Origin of the sequence: Streptomyces albidochromogenes (assembly GCF_005981925.1) — a bacterium.
Taxonomy (GTDB): domain Bacteria; phylum Actinomycetota; class Actinomycetes; order Streptomycetales; family Streptomycetaceae; genus Streptomyces; species Streptomyces albidochromogenes.
Genome location: NZ_VBVX01000012.1, coordinates 1 through 24,565, shown reverse-complemented (window position 1 = coordinate 24,565; position 24,565 = coordinate 1). Strand labels below are relative to the sequence as shown.

The window sequence follows — 24,565 nt, the reverse complement described above, 5'->3', positions numbered from 1 at the left end:
GCCCGTGACAGAGTTCGTGGCCGCGAGCTGCGGGCAGCGGGATCAGCGCCGTGGCTGCCAAGTGCACCAACGGGGTTGCTCGTACCGGGCCCCCGGCGACTGCGTTACGGCAGCGGAGGTCCAGAATCAGGGGCATGGACGTCCCCAGGCTCCTGGAAGCCGCTTCCTTGCTGGTGCCCGAGGAGATCGCGACCGAGAACGACATCACGGTGAACGATGTCTGGGAGTACCTCACGCACGACGAGTGGGAAGTGGCTCTCGGCCTGCTGGAGGAACTCGGTGACGTCCAGCCCCTTCCCCTCAGCTTCTGGGAGACCCTGGCGACCGCGGCCGAGCAGATGCGGTTCGAGGTCAGTGCGGCTTGGTGTCATTGGCGTTCCTATGAGACTCGAAACGGCGTCATCCGAGCGGATCTCACCCTCCGCCCGGCCGCCGATGCCCGGCGACAGACGCCCATTGCAGGACCTGGCGTCCTGCGCCCGATGTGGAGCATAGGAAACCGGACCCCGACCGGCGAGCCGGCGCTCAACATCGCACGGCTCTGGGTGGAGCGCACACCCTTCCTGGAGCCCGGTGGGCGAGCCTCGGTACGACTCGCTCCTCTCGACCCTTCCCAGTGGCGACGCCTTCTGCCCGGCCAGGTCATCACCATGCACGAGGACCGATCCCTGGCCGGAACGGCGGTCATCCTGGAGCTTCAGCGCTCCGTTGTCACGCCCCCCACGTAAGGCTGGTCCGCCGACAGCAGCCCGGGCAGCCGCAGGATCTCGCTGTCCGGCTGCAATGGTCGCGAGGGGTGCATCCCCTCCTGGTTACCCACACCCGGCTATTAACCCAACGGGTCGTCCCGTATAGTAATTCGTGTGACGCTTCCCAGCGCCCCTCGTGGGCGTCCCAGAGACAGCCGCGCCCACCAGGCGATCCTGACCGCCGCGGCCGAGCTGGTGGCCGAACTCGGTTACGCCGCCACCTCCATCGGTGCGGTGGCGGCTCGGGCCGGCGTCGGCAAGGACACCGTCTACCGCCGTTGGTCGGGCAAGGCCGAGCTCGTGTACGAGGCGGTCTTCACCGAGACCGAAGCCGCTCCAGTGCCGGATACCGGCAGTCTGGCCGGCGATCTGACCGCCCTGCTGGAGGAACTCGTTCAGGAGTTCTCGGCTCCGGCCGCCGCGGCCGCCCTGCCGGGCCTGCTGGCCGACTTCGCCGCCAGCCCGGAGTTGCAGGCCCGCATCCGATCCGAGTTCCTGGCCCCGGCCAAAGCCGGCCTGGTGGGGCTGTTCGAGCGAGCCGTACAGCGTGGGGAAGCCGACCCCGGCCTGCCGGTCGACCTGGTCCTCGACACGCTGGCCGGCGCCATCTTCTTCCATGTCGGCCTGGTGGGCGAGCAGCCGAACCCGCGGCTGGCCGCGCAACTGGCGGCCCTCGTCGGCCGCGGAATCGAGTCTCGATGAACGCCTGGTTCCTCGCCGCCGGCACAACCGCCGGCGCGGTCGCCGCCATCCACGCCGTGGCGGGCGGTCGGGATGTCGTTCGGCCGCTGCTTGCCGGCACCATCTCCGACGAGCCCCGCCGTGTCCTGCACGCGGTCTGGCACATGGTCACCGCCGACCTGATTCTGGCCGCTGCTGCCCTGATCTGGCTGTCCCTGGGCAACCGCCCCGGCGGCGACACCATCGCCTGGCTTCTGGCCGCCCACTTCGTCGCCTACTCGGGCATCTTTCTCGCTGTGTCCGTGGCGGCCAGTTGGTCGAAGCCGCTGCTGCGTCTGCCGCAATGGATGCTGCTGTTGCCGGTGGCGGTGCTGGCGGCGGCTGGAGCAGCGTGATGGCTGCGGCTCGGCCGTTTCGGATCCGGTGGCTCAGCGCTGGCACGTCGTCGGCCGGGGGCCCGGGCGTCAGCCGCTGCACGTCGTGCGGAAGACAGGATGCCCGCCCTCGTGAGGAACCGGCCTGTCAGTGCCGCTGGCTACCGTAGTAGCCATGATCGACGCATATGACGTCCGCCGTATCGCCCTGTCCTTTCCCGAGACGGTGGAGAAGGAAGCATGGAGTATCCCGACCTTCCGTGTTGCCGGGAAGATGTACGTCACGATCCCCGACGACCAGACATCGTTCGCGGTGCGCTGCCCGAGGCACGAGCGTACGGAACTGATCGCCTCAGAGCCGGACAAGTTCTGGGTGCCGCAGCACGAGGCGAGTTCGGCATGGGTCCGGGTACGGCTTGCCGCGCTGGAGGACCTGGAAGAACTACGCGGCATCCTCGTTGACTCCTGGAGGCAAGCAGCGCCGGATCGGCTGACCGAGCAGAACCCCGACCTGCGACCGGGCGGGTAAACGCGGATCGCTTGAGGATCTCCGCCCCTGCGGTGAGCGCCCGGTCTGGTGACGGTCGGTGCCAGGGCCGGGTGAGAGGATCAGGAAATGCCTCTGCCTCAGCCCGATGATCTGACCTCGCTGGTCCTGCGTACCGACTTCGGTGACGAGGGAGCCTGGGACGCGGTTCGAGCCGCACTCGGCGCGGCTGGCGGGCACCCCCATGCCACGTATGTCAGCGAGCTTCGCTTTGCCGGCGTGGGGGTCCAGGCACTGATGGCCGAAGAGGCTGCTGCGGACGAAGACGACCAGATCATCTACATGTTTCTGGCAGACGCAGCCACGATGAAGGAACCTGGGCACCCACTCCTGGCCGTGGACCTCTCGGACGAGCCTGGGCGGACGTTCAGGGTTCCCGCTCGGTCGTTCCCTGACATCTCAGCCAACCTCAGCATCGCCAACATGGACTTCGCGGAGTTCGCCGACGCTGTTGACGGATCACGGACCTTCCGCGGCTTCGACAAGACCTGACGCCTTCTCGTCGCGGCCCGTCCGGGCCCCGAGTTGTCTGCCGCGCCGGCGACCAGCCGAAGGTCCGCCCGACGACCAGCGTCAGCGTCGCGGGATGACCCTTGAGCCCGGCTCTGGTCACCATGCGTCGATGACCGGCGCGTCGGGTTCGTACTGCCGCCAGGCTTCGTTGAGGCGCGCGAGCCGGGCCGCGGCGGCGATGCCGCGCAAGGACGCGACCTTGCCGTCGCTGACTTCGAACACCACGACGCCCACGACCCGGTCGTCGACCACGGCGAGGACGGCCGGGGAGCCGTTGACCAGGGCGCTGTGGAAGGTGGGGTCGCCGCCGGCCAGCCGTCGCTTCGCCGGCGTGGGCTTGAAGCCGATCCGTACATAGGAGGCGACCCGTTCGCGCGTCTTGTACCGCAGCAGCCGCTTGGCCAGTCCGGCGCCGTCCGAGACCGCCGTCACGTCGTCGGTGAGCAGCGCCACCAGCCGTTCGGTGCGCCCTGACGTGGCGGCGGCGAGGAACTCCTCGACGACCCGGCGTGCGGCCGCGGGGTCGGCCTCACCGCCACGGCGACGCTCGGCGGTGACCCGGATCCGGGCCCGATGGACATGCTGCTGGCTCGCCGACTCGGTGATGTCGAGGATCCCGGCGATCTCGGCGTGGCTGTAGGAGAAAGCCTCCCGCAGGACATAGACGGCCCGCTCGACCGGCGAGAGGCGCTCCAAGAGGGTCAGTACGGCCAGGGACACCGATTCGCGTTGCTCGAACGTATCGGCCGGGTCGAGCATCGGGTCACCCTCGAGGAGCGGCTCGGGCAGCCAGGCACCAACCGCTCGCTCGTGGCGCGCCTGCGCCGAGCGGAGCCGGTCGAGGCAGAGATTGGTGACGACCTTGGTCAGCCACGCTTCCGGCACCTCCACGCGTTCGCGGTCTGCGGCCTGCCAGCGCAGGAACGTGTCCTGCACGGCGTCCTCGGCGTCGACGGCCGAGCCGAGCAGACGGTACGCGAGCGAGGCCAGCCGGCCCCGGCTGGCCTCGAACCGATCGATGGCTGCGTTGTCCATGCCGAACAATCTATGCGGCGACCCGCAGACCGGCCCGGCTCGGCGCGGTCGCCAGGCGGCGCTTGCGCTTCGGCATGCCGAACGTCGGATGGGCGATGCTCCACCCGGCCCCCTTGAGCACGCCTGACTTCAGCCGCGCAGCGGTCCGGCCGCCCAGGAACCAGGACTTCGACCGGACCTCTGCATCCACCATCTGGAAGATCGCGTCTCGCCGCCCGAGGCTGATGTGGTTCCCGTAGTACTTCAGCCCGACGCTCGGGACCTCGCCGCCTGTCAGCCGCGCGATGATCGCAGCGGTCGCCTGCATGTTGGTGAAGCCGGCCGAGGCGCAGGACATCGGCAGTGGCCGGCCGTTCTCGCCGATCGCGTAGGCGCAGTCACCGGCGGCGTACACGTCCGGGTGCGAGACGGAGCGCATGGTGCGGTCGACGACGATCTGACCGGTTTCCGCGACCTCCAGGCCGCTGGCGGCCGCGATGGGGTGTACGGCGAACCCGGCCGACCACACGGTCACGTCGGCCGGGACGGACGTACCGTCGGCGGCTATCGCCCGTGTCGGCTCGACGGCCTCGATGCGGGTGTGCTCGTGGGCGGTGATGCCGAACCGGTCGAAGGACCGGCGCAGGTGACGGCGGGCCCTCGGGGAGAGCCAGGCGCCCAGCTCGCCGCGGGCGGCGAGCGCGACCGAGAGATCGGGCCGGGACTCGGCGAACTCGGTGGCGGTCTCTATGCCGGTCAGCCCCTCACCGACGACCAGTACGGTGGCGCCCTCGCCCAGGTCGGCCAGGCGCTCGCGCAGACGCAGCGCCGAGGACCGGCCCGTCACATCGAAGGCGTACTCGGCCACGCCGGGGACGTCATGGTGGGCCACGGAACTGCCGAGCGCGTAGAGAAGGGTGTCGTACGCGAGCTCGCCGTCGCCGTCCTCTCCCGTCACGGCGACCGTCCGGCGCTCGGGGTCGACGCCGGTGACGCGCGCCAGGCGCAGCCGCACGCCGGTGCCGGCGAATATGTCGGTGAGCTTGCGGAACGCGAGGTCCTGGCCGATCGCGAGCTGGTGCAGTCGCATCCGCTCAACGAAGTCGGGCACGGCGTTGACGACGGTGATCTCGGTGTCGGCGGGGGAGAGCCGGCGGGCCAGGCTTCCGGCGGCGAAAGCCCCGGCGTACCCGGCGCCGAGTACGACGATGCGGTGCTTCATGGCGTTGCTCCTGTCTCGTTCGCGTGCCCCTTGAACGAGACGGCGCCGCGATTGCTGACAGGAGCCGAGTGTGACGTGAGTCACTTGCGCAAGGCGTACGGCTGAGCCCGGCAGGCGCTCTCGCTGTACGGCGTTCCACCCACGTCCGGCTCAAGGAGCGCGCCGACATCCCGGCAGCTCATCACCAGCCGCGTGATCACCCACCTGGCCACCCGTATGAACGCGCTCGGCACCCCTCGGCTCCGACCATGGCGGCCACCTCGCCATCACCGTCCCACTCACCGCTCCCTGACTGACCGTTGCGGGATGGAGTTCGCGGCCCCTCTCCATCGGATCACGCGGCTGCCCGATGGGGTGTCCAGTCCGCTTCTGACGGCGGCCGCGCTGCCGCTCCGTTTCTCCAGACGGGGCGCGGCACGACGACCTCCAGCGCGTTGGCGACCCCGCCTGGAGCGGACACGCAGACGGTCGATGCCGGCGAAGGTGACACGCGCTGCGGTGTACCTGTGGGGACCAGGACGAACTCGCTCTCGTCGGCCCACGGTTCTGCCGTGGGGGTTGCTGAGGGCATGACCCCCGATGTGAGTGCCGACACGAGGGCCTGTCACATTCTTGGGTGCTGATGGGTTCTCATCGAACGACATGCGCGCTCGCGGGGAGCGCAGGCCCACCGAAGGGGAGTACTGCGATGACGACGATCCTGGTGACCGGCGGCACGGGAACGCTCGGCCGGCTCGTGACCGAGCGGCTGCGCACGGACGGCCACGAGGTGCGCGTGCTGAGCCGACACTCGCGGCCGTACGCCGTCGACCTGCGCGAGGGAAAGGGGCTGGCCGAGGCCGTCGCGGGGGTGGACACCGTCGTGCACTGCGCGACCACCCCGCGCGGCGGCGACGAGCAGGCGGCACGCCATCTGATCGAAGCGGCCCGCCGGGCCGGGGTGCGGCATCTGGTGTACATCTCGATCGTCGGCATCGACCGGGTGCCGCTCGGCTACTACCGAAGCAAGCTCGCTGTCGAGAGGCTGATCGAGGAGTCCGGGCTCGGCTGGACCGTACTGCGCACGACGCAGTTCCACGACCTGGTGCTGCGACTCGTGCAGGGCTCGGCGAAGCTGCCGGTCATGCCGCTCCCGGCGGGTGTCGCCGTTCAGCCGATCGAGGTGGCGGAGGTGGCCGCCCGGTTGGCCGAGCTCGCAGCCGGGGCGCCCGCAGGGCGGGTGCCGGACCTGGGCGGCCCCGAGGTCCGTGAGCTTCCCGACCTGGCCCGGGCCTACCTGCGCGCGAGCGGACGGCGCCGTCCCTTGCTGAACGTGCGGCTGGCCGGCAAGGCCTACCAAGGCTTCCGGGTGGGTGGGCATCTGACGCCGCAGCGGGCCCTGGGCAAGGTCACGTTCGAGCAGTTCCTGGCGGTGCGCTTTCCTGCTGTGCGACGGTGACGTATGGGTGGGGGCGCGTTCTGGGTGGCACAGGAGCGTGCCCCCCTGAGCTGAGGAGCCCCCTTGGCGTCGAGCGCGGCTGCCCGAGCGGCTCCCCATGCCTGATCCACATCGACGGTCGGGACCATCGATGCACGGCCGGCCTGCGGCAAGGGTTTATAGGGCGCACAGTTGGCTCACAACTGAGTTCAGTGGCTCCTGAGTTCGCCGCTGAGCTTGCCGTGGAGGTCGGCGCTGGAATCGTTCAGGCCGATGATGTCCACGGCTTTCCCGCGCTGGGCGTACTTGGTCTCAATCGCGTCCAGGGCGGCGACCGAGGAGGCGTCCCAGATGTGGGCTGCGGAGAGGTCGATGACGACCTTGTCGGGGTCGGTGGCGTAGTTGAACTGGCCGACGAGGTCGTTGGAGGAGGCGAAGAACAGTTCGCCGGTCACGGAGTAGACCACCGTGCTGCCGTCGGGGTCGGTGACGGCGGTGACGTTGGCGAGGTGGGCGACGCGCTTGGCGAAGATGGTCATCGCGGTGATGGAGCCGACGACGACGCCGACGGCGAGGTTGCCGGTGGCCACCACGCAGATCACGGTGACGACCATGACGGCGATCTCCCCGGCGGGCATCCGCTTCAGAGTTTTGGGGGCGATGGAGTGCCAGTCGAACGTCGCGAACGACACCATGACCATGACGGCGACCAGGGCGGCCATCGGGATGTCGGAGACGACCGGCCCGAACGCGATGCACATGACCATCAGGAACGCGCCGGCCAGGAAGGTGGACAGGCGTGTGCGGGCGCCTGAGACCTTCACGTTGATCATGGTCTGGCCGATCACGGCGCAGCCGCCCATGCCGCCGAAGAAGCCGGTGACGATGTTGGCGATGCCCTGGCCGATGGACTCGCGGGTCTTGGAGGAGTGGGTGTCGGTGATGTCGTCGACCAGCTTGGCGGTCATCAGCGACTCCATCAGCCCGACCAGCGCCATCGCGAACGCGTACGGTGCGATCGTCGTCAGGGTGTCCGGAGTGAAGGGCACGTCCGGAAGGCTCGGCACCGGCAGCGAGGAGGGCAGAGCGCCCTTGTCGCCGACAGCCGGGACCGCTATCCCGGCCGCGACGGTGATGACGGTCAGGATCACGATGGACACCAGCGGCGCCGGGATCACGGTGGTGACCTTCGGGAAGAACACCATCAGCGCCAGACCGGCCGCGATCAGCGGATACACCGCCCAGGGAACGTCGTACATCTCGGGGACCTGGGCCATGAAGACCAGGATGGCGAGGGCGTTGACGAACCCGACCATCACCGAGCGCGGCACGAACCGCATCAGTTTCGCCACCCCGAGAGCGCCGAGCGAGACCTGGATGACACCGGCCAGGATGACGGCGGCGACCAGGTAGCCGAAACCGTGCTCACGGTTGAGCGGGGCGATCACGAGCGCGACGGCACCGGTGGCCGCCGAGATCATCGCTCTGCGGCCGCCGACGATCGAAACGACCACGGCCATGGTGAACGAGGCGAACAGACCGACCGCCGGGTCGACACCGGCGATGATCGAGAACGAGATCGCCTCCGGGATCAGGGCGAGGGCGACGACCAGGCCGGCCAGCACCTCGGTACGCCACACCTTCGGGTTGTTCAGCCAGTCGGGGCGAAGCCCGCGCAGCCGCGCGGCTGGGGACGCAACGGAAGGGGACAAGGAAGCAGACACCTGTCGTGCTCGGGCAGGCCCCTCGGGCAGGCAGGGGCATGCGGGAGAACGCGGAGGAGCCGGGCCGGCGCCCCGCGGACGGCTCGCCGAAGCGGGCCGGAAGTCGAAGGAGGGACAGAGCCGGGACCTACGCGCGGACACGACTGAGCGGCTCACATCGGGGATGAGGGATCACGGCGGGCAGGCGGCGGCGATCCGCGTGATGGGCTCGCGCACGCTCTCTCCTGCAAGAATCGGGTCTTCGCCGAGGTCGCCATCGGCCCCGGAACAGTAATGGCGGGGGCCGAAGGGCTCCCGTGATCCCGTGACTCTACCCTAACGTTAGGGTAGAGATTGGCCGGGAGGCACGGGACGCGGACCCGGCAGGACGAGAAGGCAGGACACCGGCGTGGACGGCAAACGCATGCAGATCGGCGAAGTCGCAGCGCGGACGGAGCTGTCCCTGCGCACCATCCGGCACTACGAGGAGACCGGGTTGGTCGTCCCTTCAGCCCGCTCCCAGGGCGGATTCCGCCTCTACACCGAGACCGACGTGCAGCGGCTCATGGTCGTCCGCCGCATGAAGCCGCTCGGCTTCACCCTCGACCAGATGCGTGACCTCCTGGACGCCACCGACCGCCTGGACAGCGGGAGCGGCCTCGAGGTCCGCGAGCGCGAGGCCCTAGTGGACCGCGTGCGCGCGTACGAGCAGGCCGCCACCGAGCAGGTCGACAAGTTGCGCGTACAGCTGGCCCGCGCCGAGGACTTCGCCGCCACGCTCGGCGCCCGCCTGCGCGGGTGAGCACCCGTTGCGGGAGCTCATCGAAGGAAAGCCGGCTTCTGGTGACCGACCACCACGCCTTCGGCTACCCCGCAACGCTCCTGCCTCCGCGTCATGGCAGCCGCCGTCCCAGCGGGACCACCCTCGGACTACATGCCTCAGGGCTCGTACAGGCGTACGGCCAGGGCGGCGATGTCGTCGTCAAGGCGTCCTCTGCTGTAGCGGAGGAGATCGCGGTGAAGAGCCGCGAGCAGTTCGCGGGGCGGTGTCGGGGGCTGGCGGCGCAGCCAAGCTGCCAGCGGGAAGAACTCGCCGTCGCGGGCGCGGGCCTCGGCGATCCCGTCGGTGTAGAGAAGCAGCAGGTCGTTGGGGGCGAAGTCGAAGGTGTCCACGGTGTACTGGCCACCGATCAACTCCGCGAGGCTGAGCAGCGGGGAGGGCGTGGCCGGCTCGAGGGCGCGGAGTTCTCCGCGGTGCAGGAGCAGTGGCGGGGGGTGTCCGCAGTTGAGGATGCCGATACGTCTGCCCTCGTGCGGGATCTCGACGAGAAGGGCGGTGGCGAAGCGCTCCATCGGCCCCTCGGGGGGAAAGGCGGCGTTGTAGCGGGTGCTGCTGACGTCCAGCCGGCGTGCGACGTTGACCATGTCCCTCTCGCCGTAGGCCGCCTCCCGGAAGGCGTTGACGATCGCCGCGGCCGCCCCCACGGCCGGCAGGCCCTTGCCCCGCACGTCACCGATGAGCAGCCTGACCCCGTACGGCGTGTCGACCACCTCGTAGAAATCACCGCCGATGCGGGCCTCCGCCGCGGCTGCGAGATACAGCGACTCGATCTCGATGCTGCCGAAGCGGCGAGGCATGGGGCTCAGCACCACCTGCTGCGCCGCGTCGGCGACGAGCCGTACCTGGAAGAGCGTGCGCTCCCGCTGGAGCCGGACATGGCTTCCGTACGCGGCGGCCACGGTAACCGCGATGATTCCCGCGGCCGTCCACCACGTCCCCAGGCCGGGGAAGACGAGACTGAGGCCGATCATCAGAAAGAGGCAGACCGTTCCGAGCAGGACGGTGGGTAGTACGGGCCACATGGCGGCGGCGAGGGCCGGCGCCGCCGGCAGGAGGCGGCTGAAGGCCATTTCCGGGGGAGTGGCGTATGCCAGGCTGGCGATGACGACGGTCAGGATGACCGGCGACAGCCGCACAAGGCTTCCCGTACCGGAGCGCCTACGGAGCTGCGGCCGTCCAGACTCGATCACATTTCACAGACTATCCGGGCAACGAGGGCAAAGCGCTCTGAGGAAAGAGTCCAGCAGGTCGCGATGCCCGAGCTCCTCATTCCGTTCCCGGATGCCGACGCGTCGCCCGCACCGGCTGTGTCCGCTCCACGCGCCGCAGCCGGCGCCGCGGTCGTCGTCGATGCCGAGCGTGGCTTCGTTCACCTCTCAGGGCAGCGTTCGCCGATGACGTCGCGAGCGTATCCGGCCGGACGGGCCAGCCCCGCGCAAGCGTCTGGGGCTGAAACGCCGTACCCGCGCCCCCACCTCCAACAGGGCGGCAGGCTTCGCCTCGAACCCCCACAGATCGGCCAAGCCAGGGGCCTCCGTAGCGCTCGCCGGTCCCCACATTGGTCGAGCGGTGCAGGGCGTTGCGCTCTGGTGACATTCCTGACGTAGCTGTAGCAAGGGCGCAGGGCAACGAAAGGGCCCCGTAGCGGGTCGTACAAGCTGTAATGACCAGAAGCGTTCCGGCGGGGCCGCTCGACTGAGTCCCGCCCTCCGCAACCGGTCGTCTCGACAGCAACGCATGGGGGAATGATGAACCTTCGCACACGCGGTACCCGACTCGTGCTGGCCGCGCTGGCCGCCGGGACCGCGGTCACACTGGCCGCCGCTCCCGCGACGGCGGCCGGCTCTCCCCGGTTCCTGGAGCCGGCCGAGATGCCGCCCCACCCGACCTCGGCCTGGTACACCGGCCCGGTCACCGCGGGACAGCCCGAACACCCGCCGGTCTGCGTGGGAGAGGCGCTGCCGTCCATCTCCAGCCACCGCGAGTACTGGACCGAGTACGACACCAACGGCTCGCAGGTCACCGTGGTCGAGCGCGACGAGCAGCGGGCCAAGGCGTTCGCGAGCCTGCTGCGTCGGAAGATCGCCGACTGTGCCGAGCGGCTCATGGCGGAGAACCCCGACCTCACCGCGACCCAGAAGAGCTACGGCAAGATCCATGTCGAGGAGGGCGCCACCGTCCACGGTCTGCACACCGTGTCCGACTGGGGCTCCTCCGACGTCAGCCTGTTCTCGGTGGGCCGGGACGGCAGGACCGTGACGTTTGTCCGGTGGGCCCAGATGGGTACCTTCGCCCACGCTCAGGTGGCGGACTTCAAGGCGACCACTGCGACGGCTGTCAACAAGCTCTACTGAGCCTCGCCCGGAGCCGGCCGCCTCGCGTAGGCGAAGCGGCCGGCTCCACTCATCCACGACTCGACAGCCGTCGGTCAGGCACGTGGTCGGGCTTCGTTGTGTCGAGCTGTGGCGCGGAGCGCCAGGCCCTCGTCGCCGACGCGCCGGCGGATGGCCGGTCGGCGGTCCAGCGGAGCTCCACGCGGACGACCTCGGCATTGCGGCAGAAACCTCTGTCAGGCATGGGCGCGCGGACCTGGCGGGAGGGTGCTGCTGTCGGTGGCTCCGTTCGGTGACTTCAACTGGCTGGTGCAGTGCCCACACCGGTACGCCTGAACGGGGACGGGGTTGAGGCATGCGGGGCAGTCCCGCTTGTCTGCCTGTACGTCCTGGTGCGGGGCGAAGCGCTCGTGGAGCTTGTTGACCGGCAGAACGACGAGGAAGTAGAGGGCACAGGCGATGAGCAGGAAGCTGATCGTGGCGTTGATGAAATTGCCGTAGGGAAAGACCGTCTGGCCGATCGTGAAGGTCTTGCGGCTGAAGTCGCCCGTCGCCCCGGTGGCCAGACCCACAAGAGGAGTCAGGAAGGCCTTCACGAAGCCGTTGACCACCGTGGTGAACGCGGCGCCGATGACGATGCCCACGGCCAGGTCCACGACGTTTCCGCGCAGTACGAAGCTGCGGAATCCTTGCAGCAGTTGCTTCACCAGCTCAATCCTTCCTCCGTGCCCGCACTGTCGGTGCAGCCGGTCCGGCGACCCGCTCACCCTCACGCCTTGCCCGTTTCCGCGACGGCACACCCTCACCGCCGAAGCACGTGACGGGCTCGCCCGGCGTCAGCGGCAGGACCTGGGCTGGTAGTCCGTATGCGCGCCCTGCGTGGTCGGGGCCGGTGATCACCCCGAGGCTGGTTGCGGTGCCCTGGATCACGGGGCGTGAGTCTTGGAAGGTTCGAATGTCAGAACGCAACACGACCCTGCGCAGCCTGCACGACATTGGGCTGGCGGCCTGGTTCGGCGGCTCCCTGATGGGTGCCGTCGGTCTCAACGGGGCGGCGAACAGATCTGCCGACGACGAGCTGTCCACCGCGCGTATCGCCAGCGCCGGCTGGGCGGCCTGGACACCGGTGAACGCGGCCGCGATCGGGGCTCATCTGGTGGGAGGGGCAGGGCTGCTGGGTGCGAACAGCGCCCGGGTGGCCTACCAGCAGGGAGTGGGTGCCTCCACCGTGGCCAAGCTGGTGGTCACGGGAGCGGCCCTGGCCGCGACCGCCTACACCCGCGTCCTGGGCAAGAAGGTCGAGCTCGCCTCGTCCCTGAACCCGAGCGACGCCGCGAAGGCCGCGGAACACCCGATCAATCTCGAACAGGCGCAGCGCCAGCTCGCCCTGCTGCAGTGGGCCGTGCCCGTGCTGACCGCAGGGGTACTGGTCCTCAACGCCCTGCACGGTGAGCAGCAGCGGCCCGAACAGCAACGTCTGGGGATGATGCGCCGGGCTGCCTCACCCCTCGTGACGGCCGGGGGAACCGGTCTGGCCGCCGTTCGGCGAGCACGCGAGCACGGCATGCCGGGACGGCACTGCGAAGCGTGAAACGCCGGCTTCGAACCGCCGGGGCTCCCCGCCCCGCTGCCTGAGCCTGCCCTCGCGGCCGGTATGTGCGGGTCGCGTCGGGAGTGCCACAGGATCACGAGCAGTACTGCACTCCTCTGTCCCAGCCCTGCCCCCGAAGGAGAAATTCATGGCCAAGGTCTCGCAGCCTGTTACGGACGACAGCATCAAGGTGCGTCAGCTCAGCCACTACCAGTTCACCTGGGTCGCGGGCGGCCCAGGGGCCCCCGGCACCATCACCCTGCAGCTGGTGCTCGACCAAGGCGCGTGGGAGGAAGTGCTCACCGTTGACGCCCACGACGCGGACGTTCTTCAGGACCTGCTCTCCGAGACGCCAACCGTGCACTACGACGTCAGCCGCCGCGCCCTGATGTTCGGCGTCACACCCGTCGGCGGCTGAGAGACGCTGGACGCGAGGTACTGGCGCGGGGCTCAGGCCGGTCGCCGGGTCCTTGCGGAGAACGTGGCCGGCCCGGTTTCGCCACACCGGGTCGGCCACAGATCCTGCCCCGCGTCTCCCCTGCGGACGCCGTGGCGCGCGGGGCTTTCGACTTCATTCCGTTACCACGGGCAGGGGTAACCCTGGAGTGAGGAAGCCCGTGCTGGGCAGACGAGGGGAATGGCCGACCTTGGGAAGCTGCTGCAAGTGTCCATGCACCGCCATAACGTGACTGCGCAGGCCCTGGCGGAGCGGACCGGTATCCGCACGCCTCGTATCAGGGCGTTCGTTGAGGACGGGGCCGGCGGCCCGGTCCACCCCACCGAGCAAGAACTGGCCGAACTCGCTGAAGCCCTCGGGCTGCCACTGCCCGAAGTCCTCCACGCGGCCCAGGTCCCAGCACCGGCCTGACACGGATACCTGACACGGATCCGACGGCAGTTGCCGTAGTGCTACTGCCCCATTCCTCCTTGCCCTGGTGTTTGTCCTGGGCCTGCGAGACGTGCAGTTTCGCGCTGCCGCCGTGGTCAGCAGGGCCTTCGCTGCGACGAGGAGCTTGTGGCCGAGGCGCTGCCCGCTTGAGCGGCCCGGTTGTGTGCCGGAGTCCCCTCGCTGTTCCTGCGCCCACACCCAGCCTTCGCCATCGGTCCGTCCGAAGCCCTACGTCTGCGCGGTGAGGACCTGCACCTGCGCGACGGTGGGGTGGCAGGCGACGACGGCACCCAAGCCGACGGGCTCTACGACCCCCGCCGTGGCGGGACGGGTGGGCGTCGTGCGGTTTCTGCCACGAGCGTCGGTAGACGCGAGCTGCCGCGAAGGTCCGATTTTCTCTTTTTCTGCAGGTTTGCTCCCTGGGGGGTGGATACCCGGACCGTGACTTCGATCCGAGAGAGGGACGGCAATGATCACTCGAGAGCAGATTCCCAGCGTGCTGGACCACCCCGTTCACGACGGTCAGGGGAACAAGATCGGGGAGGCCAAGCATGTCTTTTTCGACGACGTGACGGGCGAGCCGGAATGGGTCAGTGTGAAGACCGGCCTGTTCGGCACCAGTGAGTCGTTCGTGCCGATACGCGAGGCCAGCGTGGTCGAGGACCACCTTGAGGTCCCTTACGCCAAGGGCAAGGTCAAGGACGCCCCGAATGTCGACGTCGACGCCGGCGGTCATCTCTCCGAGCAGGAGGAGCACCGCCTCTACGAGTACTACGGCGTCGAATGGGACGCCGCGTGGCATGAGGCCAACCAGCCCGGCGAGGGCGGCTGGGCGCGAGGTCGAACCGAAGCGGCCGACACCTCCTCCACCGACGACGCGATGACCCGCTCCGAGGAGGAGATGCACGTCGGGACCGAACGCCGCCAGGCCGGCCGGGCCAGGCTGCGCAAGTACGTGGTGACCGAGGAGCAGCAGCAGACCATCCCGGTGCGCCACGAAGAGGTCCGGGTGGAGCGTGAGCCGGTCACCGACGCCAATCGCGGTGAGGCGTTGTCCGGTCCGGAGATCACCGAGGCCGAGCACGAGGTCACCCTGCACGCGGAGCGCCCCGTGGTGGAGACCAGGGCCGAGCCGGTGGAGCGGGTGCGGCTGAGGGCTGAGGAGGTCACCGAGGAGGAGACAGTGAAGGGCACGGTCCGCAAGGAGCGCATCGAAGCCACGGAGGAGGACGACGACCGCGGCCGGTAGCTCGCCACGCACCGGAGCGGTCCAGGACACCACTTGATTTGCTCGTCTGGGCTCTGGCGGACCCGTTCGCCGGAGCCCGGACGACAGTGGTGGGGCACGGTCGACGGGGGACCGAGTGGCATCGGTGGGCCCATGCTGCGGGTCGAAGAGGGGGGTGGATGCCACGGCCTTAGGCTCACAGTCCCGAGGCGAACCCGGGGACCTTTGTGCCCACCCCCCTTAACCGCGGACCTCAAGGGTTCTCCGACCGGCCTTCGACAAGCAAAGTAGCAAGAGGCTCTGACAGTGGACCTGTGGCCGACGCTGGGTTCGTAGCAGCCGTGCCTCGACTGTGCCCGACCTAGCGGGGGAGCACGGGGGATCACGAGTCTCCTGCGGGCAGGGCCCGACGCAACGGCACCCGACCGTCACGCCTGGTTAGAGGACATTCGCTGCGGCCCCGCAAGGATCAGCGACCGGTCACTGTCAGCTCCAGGAGGTCGCGGAGCTGCCTCGTCTTTGCACGCGCCGTCCTGCCCCCGAAACGGCGCCGAGGCGCTGATCACGAATAAGCCATGCCGCCCGCGGCGTGTCGCTCCGATCTGCTTGGCGACGGACGCGGGGCGGTGGAGTCCGCATCTCGTGGCTCTGCACTGTGAAGAGCACGGGCCCGAAAGCATGTGGCCGCAGCCGTTGACGCTCATGTTCCCTGAAGGCTTCGAGCCTCCGCTCAGCAAGGCGCAACTCAGCTGGCTACAAGCACAGTGGGATGCCGCCTAAGCAAGATCCGAAAGAGACGGTCTAGACGCCCAGGCCGTTGCCGCGCCGATCCGCTGGGGCGCGACACTGCGAGCGGGCCCGGTAGCGGTCCACGTCGAGGATGTAACCGCGGTCGGCAAAAGCGGGTCGGTTCGGGGCGGCGGGGCCGCCCCGAACCGACCGGCGGCGGGCCACGTGGGGAGCCCCCTTGGCGCCCTCACATTGGGACGAGTCGCAGGTGCCGTCAGCGCGGTGTCCCAACTATCACCGCATCACCCGGCGCCAAAGCCCCTACCGGCGCCGCCGCGACAGCCACGCGGACCGGCACGCCGTCGGCACATCGGGTACGAGCCCTGGCTGGAGCGCGATCGTGGCCGGACCGCCTACTGGCCGGGAGGCCGGACCCACGGGGCGAAGCGCTGGTCGGGCGCCGGATCCTCGCGCCAGTAACGCAGGACGGTTCCCCGGACGATGTCGAGCCGCTCCGCTGCGATGAGGCAAGAGACCAGCTCCTGCCCGCCGGCGTCGGCCTCGAAGGCGACCACGACGGGCGGCTCCCCGCCGAACTGACGAGTGAGTCTGAGGAGCTCGTCGGGCGAGGGGGCGCGGAAGATCGGATCGTGAAAGGCGGACGGGCAGCTGACGAACATCGGGTCGCCGAAGACCAGTTCCAAGCTGTGGTGGTAGGCAAGGTCGTGACCGGCTGCGAGCCTGAGCTGCCCCTGGTCCCAGGCAACGATGTCCCAGTCCCACCAGGACCCTTCAGGTAGGCGGATCGCGGCATGCTCACGCTCGACGTCCACCCTCGGCCCCTCACCATGTTCCAACAGATCGCCAGGCTACACAGCTGTCTGAGCCCCGCAGCCTGACGAGTTTTCCCGAGGTGTCTGGCCGGCCCTCTCCTCTGAACTAGGCCGCTTCTTCCGGATCATCTCCCGGTGCATCGGCGAACCAGGAGTGGCCCTGGGCCCAGTGGGTCACCCATCCGGTGAAACCAGGGGCGCCCGGCATCGGAGAGGTGCTCGACGAGCTGCCGAAGGGCATCGCGCCGTACTCGTCGATCAGCCAGACGTGACCGCGCTGCGGGCCGGTGACGACCAGGTGCCAGTACATGCCGCAGCCGTCGGTGCCCAGCAACAGCGAGCCGTGGTCGAACGCGGCGTCCATCCGGGCCTCGAGCTCCTGCTCCGACAGTGCCTCCTCGTCCTCCTCACTGTTCTCCCACATCCACGTCGCCGTGAGGGGAAACGGCTCGGCGAGCAGGCGCTCGGGGCGGTCGGAGCCCCAGTCCGAGGGCGTTTGCGTGAAGGGCAGCAGACCGTAGTAGGGCGGCCCGGCCCGCAGGCCGTCGCAGACCTCCGCCACGAAAGTGCGGTACGGCTCTGGCAGCACGATGCCGTGCTGCTCCTCGAAGGACCGCACCGCCTCCCAGCCGGCCGGCGGCGCCGCCTCGGGACGGGACGAGAAGATCTCGCGGAGGGTGGCCAGCTCGGCCGGGTCGCAGGTTTCCGTGTTCATGTCGATCATCATGCAAGATCCGAAAGAGACGGCCTAGGCGCGCGGCAGCTGGCCAGATCATCACCGCGCGGCGGCGGGGAGACGCCGAGCCGGCCCGCAGGGCCTCCCTGGAGCCTGCCGTGGAGGACTTGGTCTGGCCAGTCGCTCATACGGGGCCTGAACGCCAACGGAAGCGATCGCCGCCCTCGGCCACGAACTGCTGCGACTGCTCGTCGACGCGACCGTCCGCACCGGCATCCCCGAGCCCTTGAACCGCCTGGCAGATGGCGTTCGTACCCTCGCCGGGCAGCTCACCGGCCGCCGCCGTTCGCTGGCGGGCATCCCGGTGATGGGCGCCGTGGCTCCTACCGTCAGGAGCCGCAGAGGTAGCGCTCCAGGTCCGAGCTGGTCATGGCCACGACGGCGGCATCCCTTCCCGCTTCGGCAGGAAGGTGCGCCCGGTCCTTCTCCTCGCGGAGAATCACCGGCCGATCCGTCGGGGGTCACACTCGCCCCGAGGCGGTCCACCAGCTCGGCCAGGATGTGAAAGAACTGGCCGGGCGGGTAACGGCTGACGGCGATGCGCACTGGATTCACGTCCACGTCCACCTCGTAGCCGTCCGTGGTACGGAGCAACACGCCGTCCGTAAGGTCATCGCCGACGGTGGCGAACGGCGCCAGGACTTCCCGAACCAGCTCCATGTCGAGGAGCTCCGGCTCACCGTTTCGATAGCGGAGCACGAACAGCGTGCGGCTCATCGTTGAATCCTCTGTCTGTAGGAGGCGTACGACAAGGTCGGGCGGATGGCACACGTCGGCGACGTAGGCGAGGAGCCGATACCTGGCGAAGGTGTCAGCGAGGGGTCCCGGGGCCGGCGGCATCGCGAGAGGCGAGTCGCTCGGCGTGTGCTGAGTACAGCCGGCGCCGTCGTGCGTTTTGATCGCCGCAGGACAGCGCCGCGTAGTGGAGCGCGTCGGCCGGGCACGGATCGTCAACGGAGTACGCGTCATGCATGAGGAAGAGCCACGCACGCCCCATTGGTTGTTCGGCGATCAGCTCGGTCCTCACTTCGTCGACCCGGCACGCGGTGGCCCGCGCCGGGACGCGCCGCTGCTGATGATCGAGTCCAAGGGCGTCTTCCGACGGCGACGGTTCCACCGGGCCAAGGCCCACCTGATCCTTTCCGCGATGCGCCATCGGGCCGCCGAACTCGGCGACCGTGTGCGGTACGTCAAGGCGGACACCTATCGCCAGGGTCTGCGCGAGACCATGGGGGACGACCCGGTGACCGTGCATCATCCCACCTCCTATGCCGCCCGCGACTTTGTGCAAGGGCTGCCCTTCGTACGTGTGTTGTCGGCGCGCGGCTTTCTCGTGGGGCACGACGAGTTCAAGCGATGGGCGGACGGCCGCGGTACGAAACACCTCCGCCAGGAGGACTTCTACCGATGGGTCCGCACTACGCACGACCTGCTGATGGAAGGCGACCGCCCCGTCGGCGGCCGGTGGAACCTGGACCACGACAACCGGCAGCGTCCACCTCGCGGTGCCACGGAGCTGGGCGTTCCGGCGCCCTTTCGTCCCCAGGAGAGCGGCATCGACGCCGAGGTACGGTCCGACCTCGACCGTTGGTCGCGGTCCGGGGAGGTCGAGTTCGTCGGCGAGGACGCACCACGCAGGTTCCCCGCCACACGCCGGGAGGCACTGACAGCGCTTCGTCGCTTCGTCGACCACCGGCTCGCCACGTTCGGTGCCCACGAGGACGCGATGCTCGCCGGCGACGAGACGATGAGCCACAGCCTGCTCTCCTCCTCACTGAACCTCGGCCTGCTGGACCCCGCGGAGTGCGTCGAACAGGCGGAGGCACGATGGCGATCCGGCGACGCGCCACTCAACAGCGTCGAGGGGTTCGTGCGACAGATCGCCGGATGGCGCGAGTACGTCTGGCAGGTCTACTGGTACTTCGGCCCGCAGTACCGGGCGAGCAATGCCCTGCGCCATCGTGTGCCACTGCCCGACTGGTTCACGGACCTGTCCCCGGACGCGACCGAGGCGAACTGCCTCAGCCACGTGCTGGAGCAGGTCAGAACCACAGGCTGGACACACCACATTCCACGGCTGATGGTTCTGGGCAGTTTCGCCCTGCAACAGGGGTGGGAGCCCCGGGCTGTCACCGACTGGTTCCACCGGAGCTTCGTCGACGGCTACGACTGGGTCATGGTCCCGAACGTGGTGGGCATGTCGCAGTACGCGGACGGGGGCCGCATGACCACCAAGCCCTACACGTCCGGAGGCGCGTACATCGACCGCATGAGCGACTTCTGCGGCCCCTGCCGTTACAAGCCGTCCGTGCGGGTCGGCGACGACGCCTGCCCGTACACCGCCGGCTACTGGAATCTTCTGCACCGGCACCGAGACCGATTCGAACGCAACGCGCGGATGACGCAGGCGGTACGGGGGCTGGACCGGCTCCCCGACCTCGACGAGCTACTGGAGCAGGAGCGCGACCGCCGCAGCTGAGGCCCTCCGGCCTGCGGCGACCAGGCGCCCTCGTGGCAGCCGTGGCGCTTCGCAACCGGTTGTGGCGACGATGCCAGGCCGTTCGGCCCGGGGTGAGCGGCGGTGCCCGAGAACGGGGCGGGCAGCTTCGACGGAGTCGCTAGAGCCTGCTGAGTGCCTGCATCGCATCGCGTTCGATGCGCGAGAGGTCGTGGAGGATGGAGCCAGCCTGCACGAGGTGGTCCGGGTCGCCGCTTTCGCCTGCCGACGCGATGAGCGCGGCTACCTGTGTCCAGAGGGTGGCAGCCTCGCCGTACAAGCTGTGACCAGTGCGCAGGTGGCTGCTGTCGATCAACTGGGCGCACTCGGCGAGGAAGTCCCGGTAGAGATTGCGGAACAAGGCGCCGCCGGTGCCGGCCCTCTCCATGAGGACGGCGGCCCGCGGCAGGTCCTCGTCCGGATGGGCACTGTGCTGCAGCCACTTCGGCACTTGCTTGGCGGTCTTCTCGATGCCCCGGTGGCCCAGGTTCGCGATGGGCGGGTTCAGGAAGGCGTCGGCACAGGCTTTGATCGCGGGGATGATCCGGTCCTGCGGTGACGTCAGGCTGCTGGGCGCGGTGATGGTGAAGGACCGGTGCTTGGCGGTCATGGGGCCGCGCTCGGCACGGGCCCTGGCCAGGTTGGCGAGACTGGTCGAGACGGCCCCGCCTTGCGGGGCGGTGTCCACCAGATGGGCGTCCTGTTCGTCGTAGCCGTACATGGCCACGATGTGCCCGCCGAAGTGCACCTTGGTGCTGAAGTAGTCCAGGTGGTAGCTGTCGAGCTGAAGGCCGACCGGCTGCCCGGCGTCGATGGGTGCCGCCACGTTCTGCCATGCCTTGCGCGCAGAGGTGGTCTCCTGGACCAGCAACTCCAGCCCGAGTGCGGCGGTCAGATTCCTGGTGAGCTCGAACGGCTTGACCCGGCCTCCCAGGAAGGGGAAGCGCATGCTCTTGCTGTCCCAGTAGATGAAGGACAGCCCGGAGCCAAGTCCGAACAGCATGGGCTCGGACAAGTCGAGTCCTTCATGCCGCAGCAGCACGCCCAGCGCCGTCGTCTCACAATGCTGCATCCCGCGGACATCGATGTCCTTCACCTTGGTCACGCCGCTCATTCTCCCTCCCTCTCCCCGGGTCCGAACTGCTCCGACCGGGTTCGCCAATACGTACGTCCCCACCCGGTAGAGCGCCCCTTGATCACCAAAACGGTGATCGCTAGACCGGCCCCCACGCCCGCTGGCCATGCCCAACCAGCGTGCGTGAACGTCCACACCAGGAGGCACGAGCACCAACGTCCCCGTCAGGTCGCGGGCAGCGGTCGGCTCCCTTGTGGGTGCAGGCGGTCGGACAGGAAGGCGAGGATCTCGTCGCGGGCGCGGAGCGTGGGGTGGCCTGCCTCGTCGACGAGATGAGCGGTGACGACGCTGTGCGGGGTGCCGACCAGATCGGCGAAGAAGGGCGGCGGGGCCGGGTTGGCGGCGCTGTCCGGCAGGACACGCCCGTCGAAGGCGTCACCGAGGAGTGAACGGTATGCGGCGAAGCGCTGCCCCGTGCACCAGCGGTCCCCCTCGAAGCGGTAGGCGAGGACGGTGAGACCGTCACGGTCGACCCGGTCGCGCAGCGCGCGCGCGTCCGCCGCGTCGAGTTCGAGTCCGCCGGGGTCGTCGAGCGGCAGCGACGGGTGGTTGACCACCGGGGCGATCACCGCCGGTTCCAGGGCCATGGTGAGGGCGAAGTTGCCCGTGAAGCACAGGCCGATCGCACCTGCCCCCGGCCCACCGCACGCGGTGTGGGCCTGGCGTGCCAGGCCGCGCAGCCAGACCGTCACCGGGCTGGTGCCGCCCCCGGCGAAGGCGCGGAACTCGGCGCTGACACAGGCGCGGCGGACGACCTCCCGGCCGCCCTCGACCGTGGGGAAGGCGCCGTCCGTCCCGAACAGGGAGGGCACATGGACGGTGAAGCCCGCGTCCCGCACCCAGCGCGCGAGCCGCAGGACGTCGGGACTGATGCCCGGCATCTCCGGCAGCACCACGACCGCGGGCCCGGCCCCGGCTACGTACACCGTCTTCTCCACCCCCTCCACGGCCACGCTCCGGCGGGTGAAGTCGGCGATCGCGTCGTCGTCGCTCATGAGGCCAGCCTGGTCCCGGAGCCGGCCGCCGGGTGAGGGGCGGGATCGCCGAGGCCGGGGGTAATCTCGCCACACGCGAGGGACGCGAGCGGAAAGCGGCCGGTGACCCGGGGGCGGGACACCAGAGATACGGGAGCGATGGCTGAGGTGACGCGGCAGGCAGCGGAACGTGCGGGTCCGGGCGCCGGGCCGGGTGCGCTGCGGGTGGGGGTCCTGGCGTACCCGGACTGCTTCGCGTCCGAAGTGTTCGGCGTCCCGGATCTGTTGACGATGGCCGGGCATGTCGCCGGACCGGACGCGCCCGGCTACCGGGTGTCGGTCATCTCGCCCCGCCGCCGGGTCACTGCCTCTGGCGGCGCGAGCCTGGACGTGCGTCCTGTGCGCGAGGTCGACGTCCTCGTGGTCCCCGGATTCGAACTGCGCCCGGACACGGACCTCGACACGCGGCTCGCCCGGCTCGCGCCCGAGATCGCGACGATCCGCGCGCAGGCCGCCGCCGGCACCGCCGTCGTCTCGCTCTGCGTCGGCGCGTTCCTGCTCGCCGAGGCCGGCCTCCTCGACCGGCGCCGGGCCACCACCTCCTGGCTGTACGCCGGCGAACTGGCCAGGCGCTGCCCGGACGCCGACGTACGGCCCGAGTACCTGGTCGTCACCGACGCAGGGGTGACGACCACGGCCGCCTTCAGCGCCATGTACGACTTCGCGCTGGACCTGATCCGCCGACACGACGGCGCCGGGGTGGCCCGTACCACCGCACGGTTGGTGCTCGTCGACGACGTACGGACCTCCCAGACCCCGTACGTCGACCCGCGACTCCTTCCGCAGCCCGGCCGGGAGTTCTCCCAGCGGGTCATGCGGCGGCTCGACCAGAATCTCGCCGAGCGCTACGACCTCTCCGCGCTCGCGGATGCCTTCGGGGTCAGCACCCGGACGCTGCTGCGCCGCTTCGCCGAGGAGACCGGGCGCAGCCCGCTGGCCCACTTGCAGGCATCCCGGGTCCGCCGCGCCCGCCATCTGCTGGAGACGACCGATCGCACCGTCGCCGCCGTCGCCGCGGCCGTCGGTTACCAGGACCCCGGTACCTTTGCCGCCCTCTTCACCCGCCACACCGGCCACCGCCCGAGCGCCTACCGGACTGCCTTCCGCCGCGAGGCCCGGGTGTCCGTCCCGGACAGTCTTCAGTGCGCCAGGTCGGCGACGAGCACCACCAGCGGTGGCACCGCCTGACCCAGGGAACCGCGCCACAGCTTGGGGGCGGAGACGAAGAGCATGATCCCGCCGCCGATCATGAAGAAGCAGATGTAGACGATCAGGGAGCGCCCGGTCGTCACGTGCCCCAGACGCAGCGCGACGAAGCCGGCGACCAGCCCGAGCGCCAGGAACAGGTTGTAGAACCCGACGTTGAACCGCCACAGCCGTACCTCCGGCGCGTCCGCGGTGCTGCCGGTCAGGAGGACGCGCACGGACGGCCTCCCGTAGAGGAAGCTCTCCAGGGGCCATACGAAGACGTGGACCGCTGCGGCGATCAGGACGAAGACCTGGCTGACGGTATTCATGCGGCAGATGCTCCTCCTCGGGGACCGCGACAGCGGGCCCGGACATGGCCTCTTCATCCGTTCGAGGAGGGGCGCCCGGCATGGCGGGCGGCCCCGCCGAGACGACGCATGCCCACGGCGGGGCCCGAACCCTGCCGTTTGTTGTGCGGTGCGGTGCGTGGGAGTGGGGTCGGGAGCGGGCTGGGGCGTGGTGGGCCGGATCGAAATCCGACGGGGATCGGCGGAACATCGTTTGGGAGGGCAGGCAATCCAGGGCCCTTCGGCGACCGCCGTGGTCGCCCTCGCCCGTGCGGTGGTCGTTTGCGCGCTGCCGCTTCGGCTCCAGCCGGACCGGTGCCTGTGCGGCACCGTCAGAACGCCGGCACGTCGGCGCGAAGTGGACTGTGCCTGGTCGCAGACATCGACCTCCCGCGACCGGGGCCGATTCCCTAGGGGGCAGGTCGGTCGTTGGGTGGAGGCCGTCGTACGTCTGGCGGGCGACCCCGTTCAGGCTGTGGGGTGACGCCCGGGGCGGGTCACGCCGCCTAGCCTCACCGGTATGAATCATCTGCCTCGCGGCGCTGCCGCCGCCTTACTCGGGCTGTCCCTCGCCCTGCTCGGCACGAGCGTCGCCTCTGCCGCACCCGCCACGCCGGTGGCCGTGGCCGCCGAGACCACCCGCGTGCGGCTCGAACTCCCTGCCCCCACCGGTGCGTTCGCAGTCGGGCGGGACACCCTGCACCTCGTCGACAAGAGCCGCCCCGACCCCTGGGTCCCGCAGGCCGGGGCGCGGGAGTTGATGGTGTCGATGTACTACCCGGCGCGGCCCGGGGGTGGCCGGACGGCCCCGTACATGACCAAGGGCGAGGCCCAGGCCTTCATCGACGACCGGGAACTGACCGACGCGGTGTCCGCCAAGACGCTCAGCGACACCCGCACCCACGCCCGCAATCCCGCCGCGCCCGTACGCGGGAAGTTTCCGCTCGTGGTGCTGTCTCCCGGC

At 69.6% G+C, this 24,565-nt stretch carries 24 protein-coding genes and 1 pseudogene; 15 read left to right on the top strand and 10 right to left on the bottom strand.

Translation table 11 applies throughout. The annotated features are described in order from the left end of the window. Positions 1-134: 134 nt before the first annotated feature. The 5 genes from E2E34_RS03200 to E2E34_RS03180 all read left to right on the top strand — a co-directional run bounded on the left by E2E34_RS03200 (position 135) and on the right by E2E34_RS03180 (position 2,843). Positions 135-728: a hypothetical protein gene (locus E2E34_RS03200; RefSeq protein WP_138900357.1), complete on the top strand. Its 594-nt coding sequence runs from the start codon at positions 135-137 to the stop codon at positions 726-728. A gap of 135 nt (positions 729-863) precedes the next feature. Then, positions 864-1,451, top strand: a complete 588-nt coding sequence (locus tag E2E34_RS03195; protein WP_138900356.1) for a TetR/AcrR family transcriptional regulator — start codon at positions 864-866, stop codon at positions 1,449-1,451. Beyond that, positions 1,448-1,825, top strand: coding sequence for a hypothetical protein (locus E2E34_RS03190; protein WP_138900355.1), 378 nt, complete (start codon positions 1,448-1,450; stop codon positions 1,823-1,825). The genes E2E34_RS03195 and E2E34_RS03190 overlap by 4 nt, the downstream gene beginning before the upstream one ends. Before the next feature lie 154 nt (positions 1,826-1,979). Continuing rightward, positions 1,980-2,333 carry an MmcQ/YjbR family DNA-binding protein gene (locus E2E34_RS03185; protein WP_138900354.1) on the top strand — a complete coding sequence of 118 codons (354 nt, stop codon included), beginning with the start codon at positions 1,980-1,982 and terminating at the stop codon, positions 2,331-2,333. Positions 2,334-2,420: 87 nt separating this feature from the next. Then, positions 2,421-2,843: a DUF6924 domain-containing protein gene (locus tag E2E34_RS03180; RefSeq protein WP_138900353.1), complete on the top strand. Its 423-nt coding sequence runs from the start codon at positions 2,421-2,423 to the stop codon at positions 2,841-2,843. Positions 2,844-2,960: 117 nt separating this feature from the next. Here E2E34_RS03180 and E2E34_RS03175 read toward each other — a convergent pair whose 3' ends face one another. Next, positions 2,961-3,899, bottom strand: coding sequence for a sigma-70 family RNA polymerase sigma factor (locus E2E34_RS03175; protein WP_138900352.1), 939 nt, complete (start codon positions 3,897-3,899; stop codon positions 2,961-2,963). Positions 3,900-3,909: 10 nt separating this feature from the next. Next, positions 3,910-5,100: an NAD(P)/FAD-dependent oxidoreductase gene (locus E2E34_RS03170; protein WP_138900351.1), complete on the bottom strand. Its 1,191-nt coding sequence runs from the start codon at positions 5,098-5,100 to the stop codon at positions 3,910-3,912. Between the two features lie 688 nt (positions 5,101-5,788). Here E2E34_RS03170 and E2E34_RS03165 point away from each other — a divergent pair. Further along, positions 5,789-6,538 carry an SDR family oxidoreductase gene (locus E2E34_RS03165; RefSeq protein WP_138900350.1) on the top strand — a complete coding sequence of 250 codons (750 nt, stop codon included), beginning with the start codon at positions 5,789-5,791 and terminating at the stop codon, positions 6,536-6,538. Positions 6,539-6,726: 188 nt separating this feature from the next. On the opposite strand, the gene E2E34_RS03160 is transcribed toward E2E34_RS03165, so the two are convergent. Further along, complete coding sequence (locus tag E2E34_RS03160) at positions 6,727-8,229, bottom strand: SulP family inorganic anion transporter (protein WP_138900349.1); 1,503 nt, start codon at positions 8,227-8,229, stop codon at positions 6,727-6,729. A gap of 400 nt (positions 8,230-8,629) precedes the next feature. Here E2E34_RS03160 and E2E34_RS03155 point away from each other — a divergent pair, with 400 nt between their 5' ends. Then, positions 8,630-9,022 (top strand): MerR family transcriptional regulator, encoded by a 393-nt coding sequence (locus tag E2E34_RS03155; RefSeq protein WP_208765130.1) that lies wholly within the window; start codon positions 8,630-8,632, stop codon positions 9,020-9,022. 137 nt (positions 9,023-9,159) lie between these two features. On the opposite strand, the gene E2E34_RS03150 is transcribed toward E2E34_RS03155, so the two are convergent. Continuing rightward, on the bottom strand, positions 9,160-10,251 hold the full coding sequence (locus E2E34_RS03150) for a PP2C family protein-serine/threonine phosphatase (protein WP_244315482.1): 1,092 nt from the start codon (positions 10,249-10,251) through the stop codon (positions 9,160-9,162). A gap of 558 nt (positions 10,252-10,809) precedes the next feature. Here E2E34_RS03150 and E2E34_RS03145 point away from each other — a divergent pair. Continuing rightward, positions 10,810-11,415: a hypothetical protein gene (locus tag E2E34_RS03145; RefSeq protein ID WP_138900348.1), complete on the top strand. Its 606-nt coding sequence runs from the start codon at positions 10,810-10,812 to the stop codon at positions 11,413-11,415. 215 nt (positions 11,416-11,630) lie between these two features. Here E2E34_RS03145 and mscL read toward each other — a convergent pair whose 3' ends face one another. After that, positions 11,631-12,092 (bottom strand): large conductance mechanosensitive channel protein MscL, encoded by a 462-nt coding sequence (gene mscL / locus E2E34_RS03140; protein ID WP_138900377.1) that lies wholly within the window; start codon positions 12,090-12,092, stop codon positions 11,631-11,633. Between the two features lie 257 nt (positions 12,093-12,349). Between mscL and E2E34_RS03135 the strand changes: the two genes are divergently transcribed. The 4 genes from E2E34_RS03135 to E2E34_RS03120 all read left to right on the top strand — a co-directional run bounded on the left by E2E34_RS03135 (position 12,350) and on the right by E2E34_RS03120 (position 15,123). Further along, positions 12,350-12,985, top strand: coding sequence for a hypothetical protein (locus tag E2E34_RS03135; RefSeq protein WP_138900347.1), 636 nt, complete (start codon positions 12,350-12,352; stop codon positions 12,983-12,985). Positions 12,986-13,133: 148 nt separating this feature from the next. Then, the gene (locus E2E34_RS03130) at positions 13,134-13,403 is read left to right on the top strand and encodes a hypothetical protein (protein ID WP_138900346.1); all 270 of its coding nucleotides are present in this window, start codon (positions 13,134-13,136) and stop codon (positions 13,401-13,403) included. Positions 13,404-13,670: 267 nt separating this feature from the next. After that, positions 13,671-13,853: a helix-turn-helix domain-containing protein gene (locus tag E2E34_RS03125; protein ID WP_244315481.1), complete on the top strand. Its 183-nt coding sequence runs from the start codon at positions 13,671-13,673 to the stop codon at positions 13,851-13,853. A 490-nt stretch (positions 13,854-14,343) separates the two neighbouring features. Next, positions 14,344-15,123 carry a DUF2382 domain-containing protein gene (locus E2E34_RS03120; protein ID WP_138900344.1) on the top strand — a complete coding sequence of 260 codons (780 nt, stop codon included), beginning with the start codon at positions 14,344-14,346 and terminating at the stop codon, positions 15,121-15,123. Between the two features lie 1,121 nt (positions 15,124-16,244). Here the strand turns inward: E2E34_RS03120 and E2E34_RS03115 are convergent. Beyond that, positions 16,245-16,664 carry a hypothetical protein gene (locus tag E2E34_RS03115; RefSeq protein ID WP_138900343.1) on the bottom strand — a complete coding sequence of 140 codons (420 nt, stop codon included), beginning with the start codon at positions 16,662-16,664 and terminating at the stop codon, positions 16,245-16,247. Between the two features lie 106 nt (positions 16,665-16,770). Then, complete coding sequence (locus E2E34_RS03110; RefSeq protein WP_138900342.1) at positions 16,771-17,391, bottom strand: SMI1/KNR4 family protein; 621 nt, start codon at positions 17,389-17,391, stop codon at positions 16,771-16,773. A gap of 976 nt (positions 17,392-18,367) precedes the next feature. Here E2E34_RS03110 and E2E34_RS03105 point away from each other — a divergent pair. Next, complete coding sequence (locus E2E34_RS03105; RefSeq protein WP_138900341.1) at positions 18,368-19,879, top strand: cryptochrome/photolyase family protein; 1,512 nt, start codon at positions 18,368-18,370, stop codon at positions 19,877-19,879. 139 nt (positions 19,880-20,018) lie between these two features. Here E2E34_RS03105 and E2E34_RS03100 read toward each other — a convergent pair whose 3' ends face one another. Together E2E34_RS03100 and E2E34_RS03095 are read right to left on the bottom strand one after the other, a co-directional pair. Beyond that, positions 20,019-21,002 (bottom strand): BtrH N-terminal domain-containing protein, encoded by a 984-nt coding sequence (locus E2E34_RS03100; RefSeq protein ID WP_138900340.1) that lies wholly within the window; start codon positions 21,000-21,002, stop codon positions 20,019-20,021. 194 nt (positions 21,003-21,196) lie between these two features. Then, positions 21,197-22,027, bottom strand: coding sequence for a dienelactone hydrolase family protein (locus E2E34_RS03095; protein WP_138900339.1), 831 nt, complete (start codon positions 22,025-22,027; stop codon positions 21,197-21,199). A 138-nt stretch (positions 22,028-22,165) separates the two neighbouring features. On the opposite strand from E2E34_RS03095, the gene E2E34_RS03090 reads away from it, so the two are divergent. Continuing rightward, positions 22,166-23,254, top strand: a complete 1,089-nt coding sequence (locus E2E34_RS03090) for a GlxA family transcriptional regulator (RefSeq protein WP_138900338.1) — start codon at positions 22,166-22,168, stop codon at positions 23,252-23,254. On the opposite strand, the gene E2E34_RS03085 is transcribed toward E2E34_RS03090, so the two are convergent. Then, complete coding sequence (locus tag E2E34_RS03085) at positions 23,206-23,583, bottom strand: DUF1304 domain-containing protein (RefSeq protein WP_138900337.1); 378 nt, start codon at positions 23,581-23,583, stop codon at positions 23,206-23,208. The genes E2E34_RS03090 and E2E34_RS03085 overlap by 49 nt on opposite strands. Positions 23,584-24,121: 538 nt before the next feature. On the opposite strand from E2E34_RS03085, the pseudogene E2E34_RS03080 reads away from it, so the two are divergent. Then, a pseudogene (locus E2E34_RS03080) lies at positions 24,122-24,565 on the top strand (alpha/beta hydrolase); the annotation flags it as partial.

Bases quoted from the DNA above. Each gene is read 5' to 3' on its own strand.
- E2E34_RS03200 (WP_138900357.1), top strand. From the start codon at position 135: ATGGACGTCCCCAGGCTCCTGGAAGCCGCTTCCTTGCTGGTGCCCGAG.
- E2E34_RS03145 (WP_138900348.1), top strand. From the start codon at position 10,810: ATGAACCTTCGCACACGCGGTACCCGACTCGTGCTGGCCGCGCTGGCC.
- E2E34_RS03110 (WP_138900342.1), bottom strand. From the start codon at position 17,391: ATGATGATCGACATGAACACGGAAACCTGCGACCCGGCCGAGCTGGCC.
- E2E34_RS03085 (WP_138900337.1), bottom strand. From the start codon at position 23,583: ATGAATACCGTCAGCCAGGTCTTCGTCCTGATCGCCGCAGCGGTCCAC.
- E2E34_RS03130 (WP_138900346.1), top strand. From the start codon at position 13,134: ATGGCCAAGGTCTCGCAGCCTGTTACGGACGACAGCATCAAGGTGCGT.
- E2E34_RS03090 (WP_138900338.1), top strand. From the start codon at position 22,166: ATGGCTGAGGTGACGCGGCAGGCAGCGGAACGTGCGGGTCCGGGCGCC.
- E2E34_RS03105 (WP_138900341.1), top strand. From the start codon at position 18,368: ATGCATGAGGAAGAGCCACGCACGCCCCATTGGTTGTTCGGCGATCAG.
- E2E34_RS03095 (WP_138900339.1), bottom strand. From the start codon at position 22,027: ATGAGCGACGACGACGCGATCGCCGACTTCACCCGCCGGAGCGTGGCC.
- E2E34_RS03135 (WP_138900347.1), top strand. From the start codon at position 12,350: ATGTCAGAACGCAACACGACCCTGCGCAGCCTGCACGACATTGGGCTG.
- E2E34_RS03190 (WP_138900355.1), top strand. From the start codon at position 1,448: ATGAACGCCTGGTTCCTCGCCGCCGGCACAACCGCCGGCGCGGTCGCC.
- E2E34_RS03180 (WP_138900353.1), top strand. From the start codon at position 2,421: ATGCCTCTGCCTCAGCCCGATGATCTGACCTCGCTGGTCCTGCGTACC.
- E2E34_RS03165 (WP_138900350.1), top strand. From the start codon at position 5,789: ATGACGACGATCCTGGTGACCGGCGGCACGGGAACGCTCGGCCGGCTC.
- E2E34_RS03175 (WP_138900352.1), bottom strand. From the start codon at position 3,899: ATGGACAACGCAGCCATCGATCGGTTCGAGGCCAGCCGGGGCCGGCTG.
- E2E34_RS03120 (WP_138900344.1), top strand. From the start codon at position 14,344: ATGATCACTCGAGAGCAGATTCCCAGCGTGCTGGACCACCCCGTTCAC.
- E2E34_RS03170 (WP_138900351.1), bottom strand. From the start codon at position 5,100: ATGAAGCACCGCATCGTCGTACTCGGCGCCGGGTACGCCGGGGCTTTC.
- E2E34_RS03185 (WP_138900354.1), top strand. From the start codon at position 1,980: ATGATCGACGCATATGACGTCCGCCGTATCGCCCTGTCCTTTCCCGAG.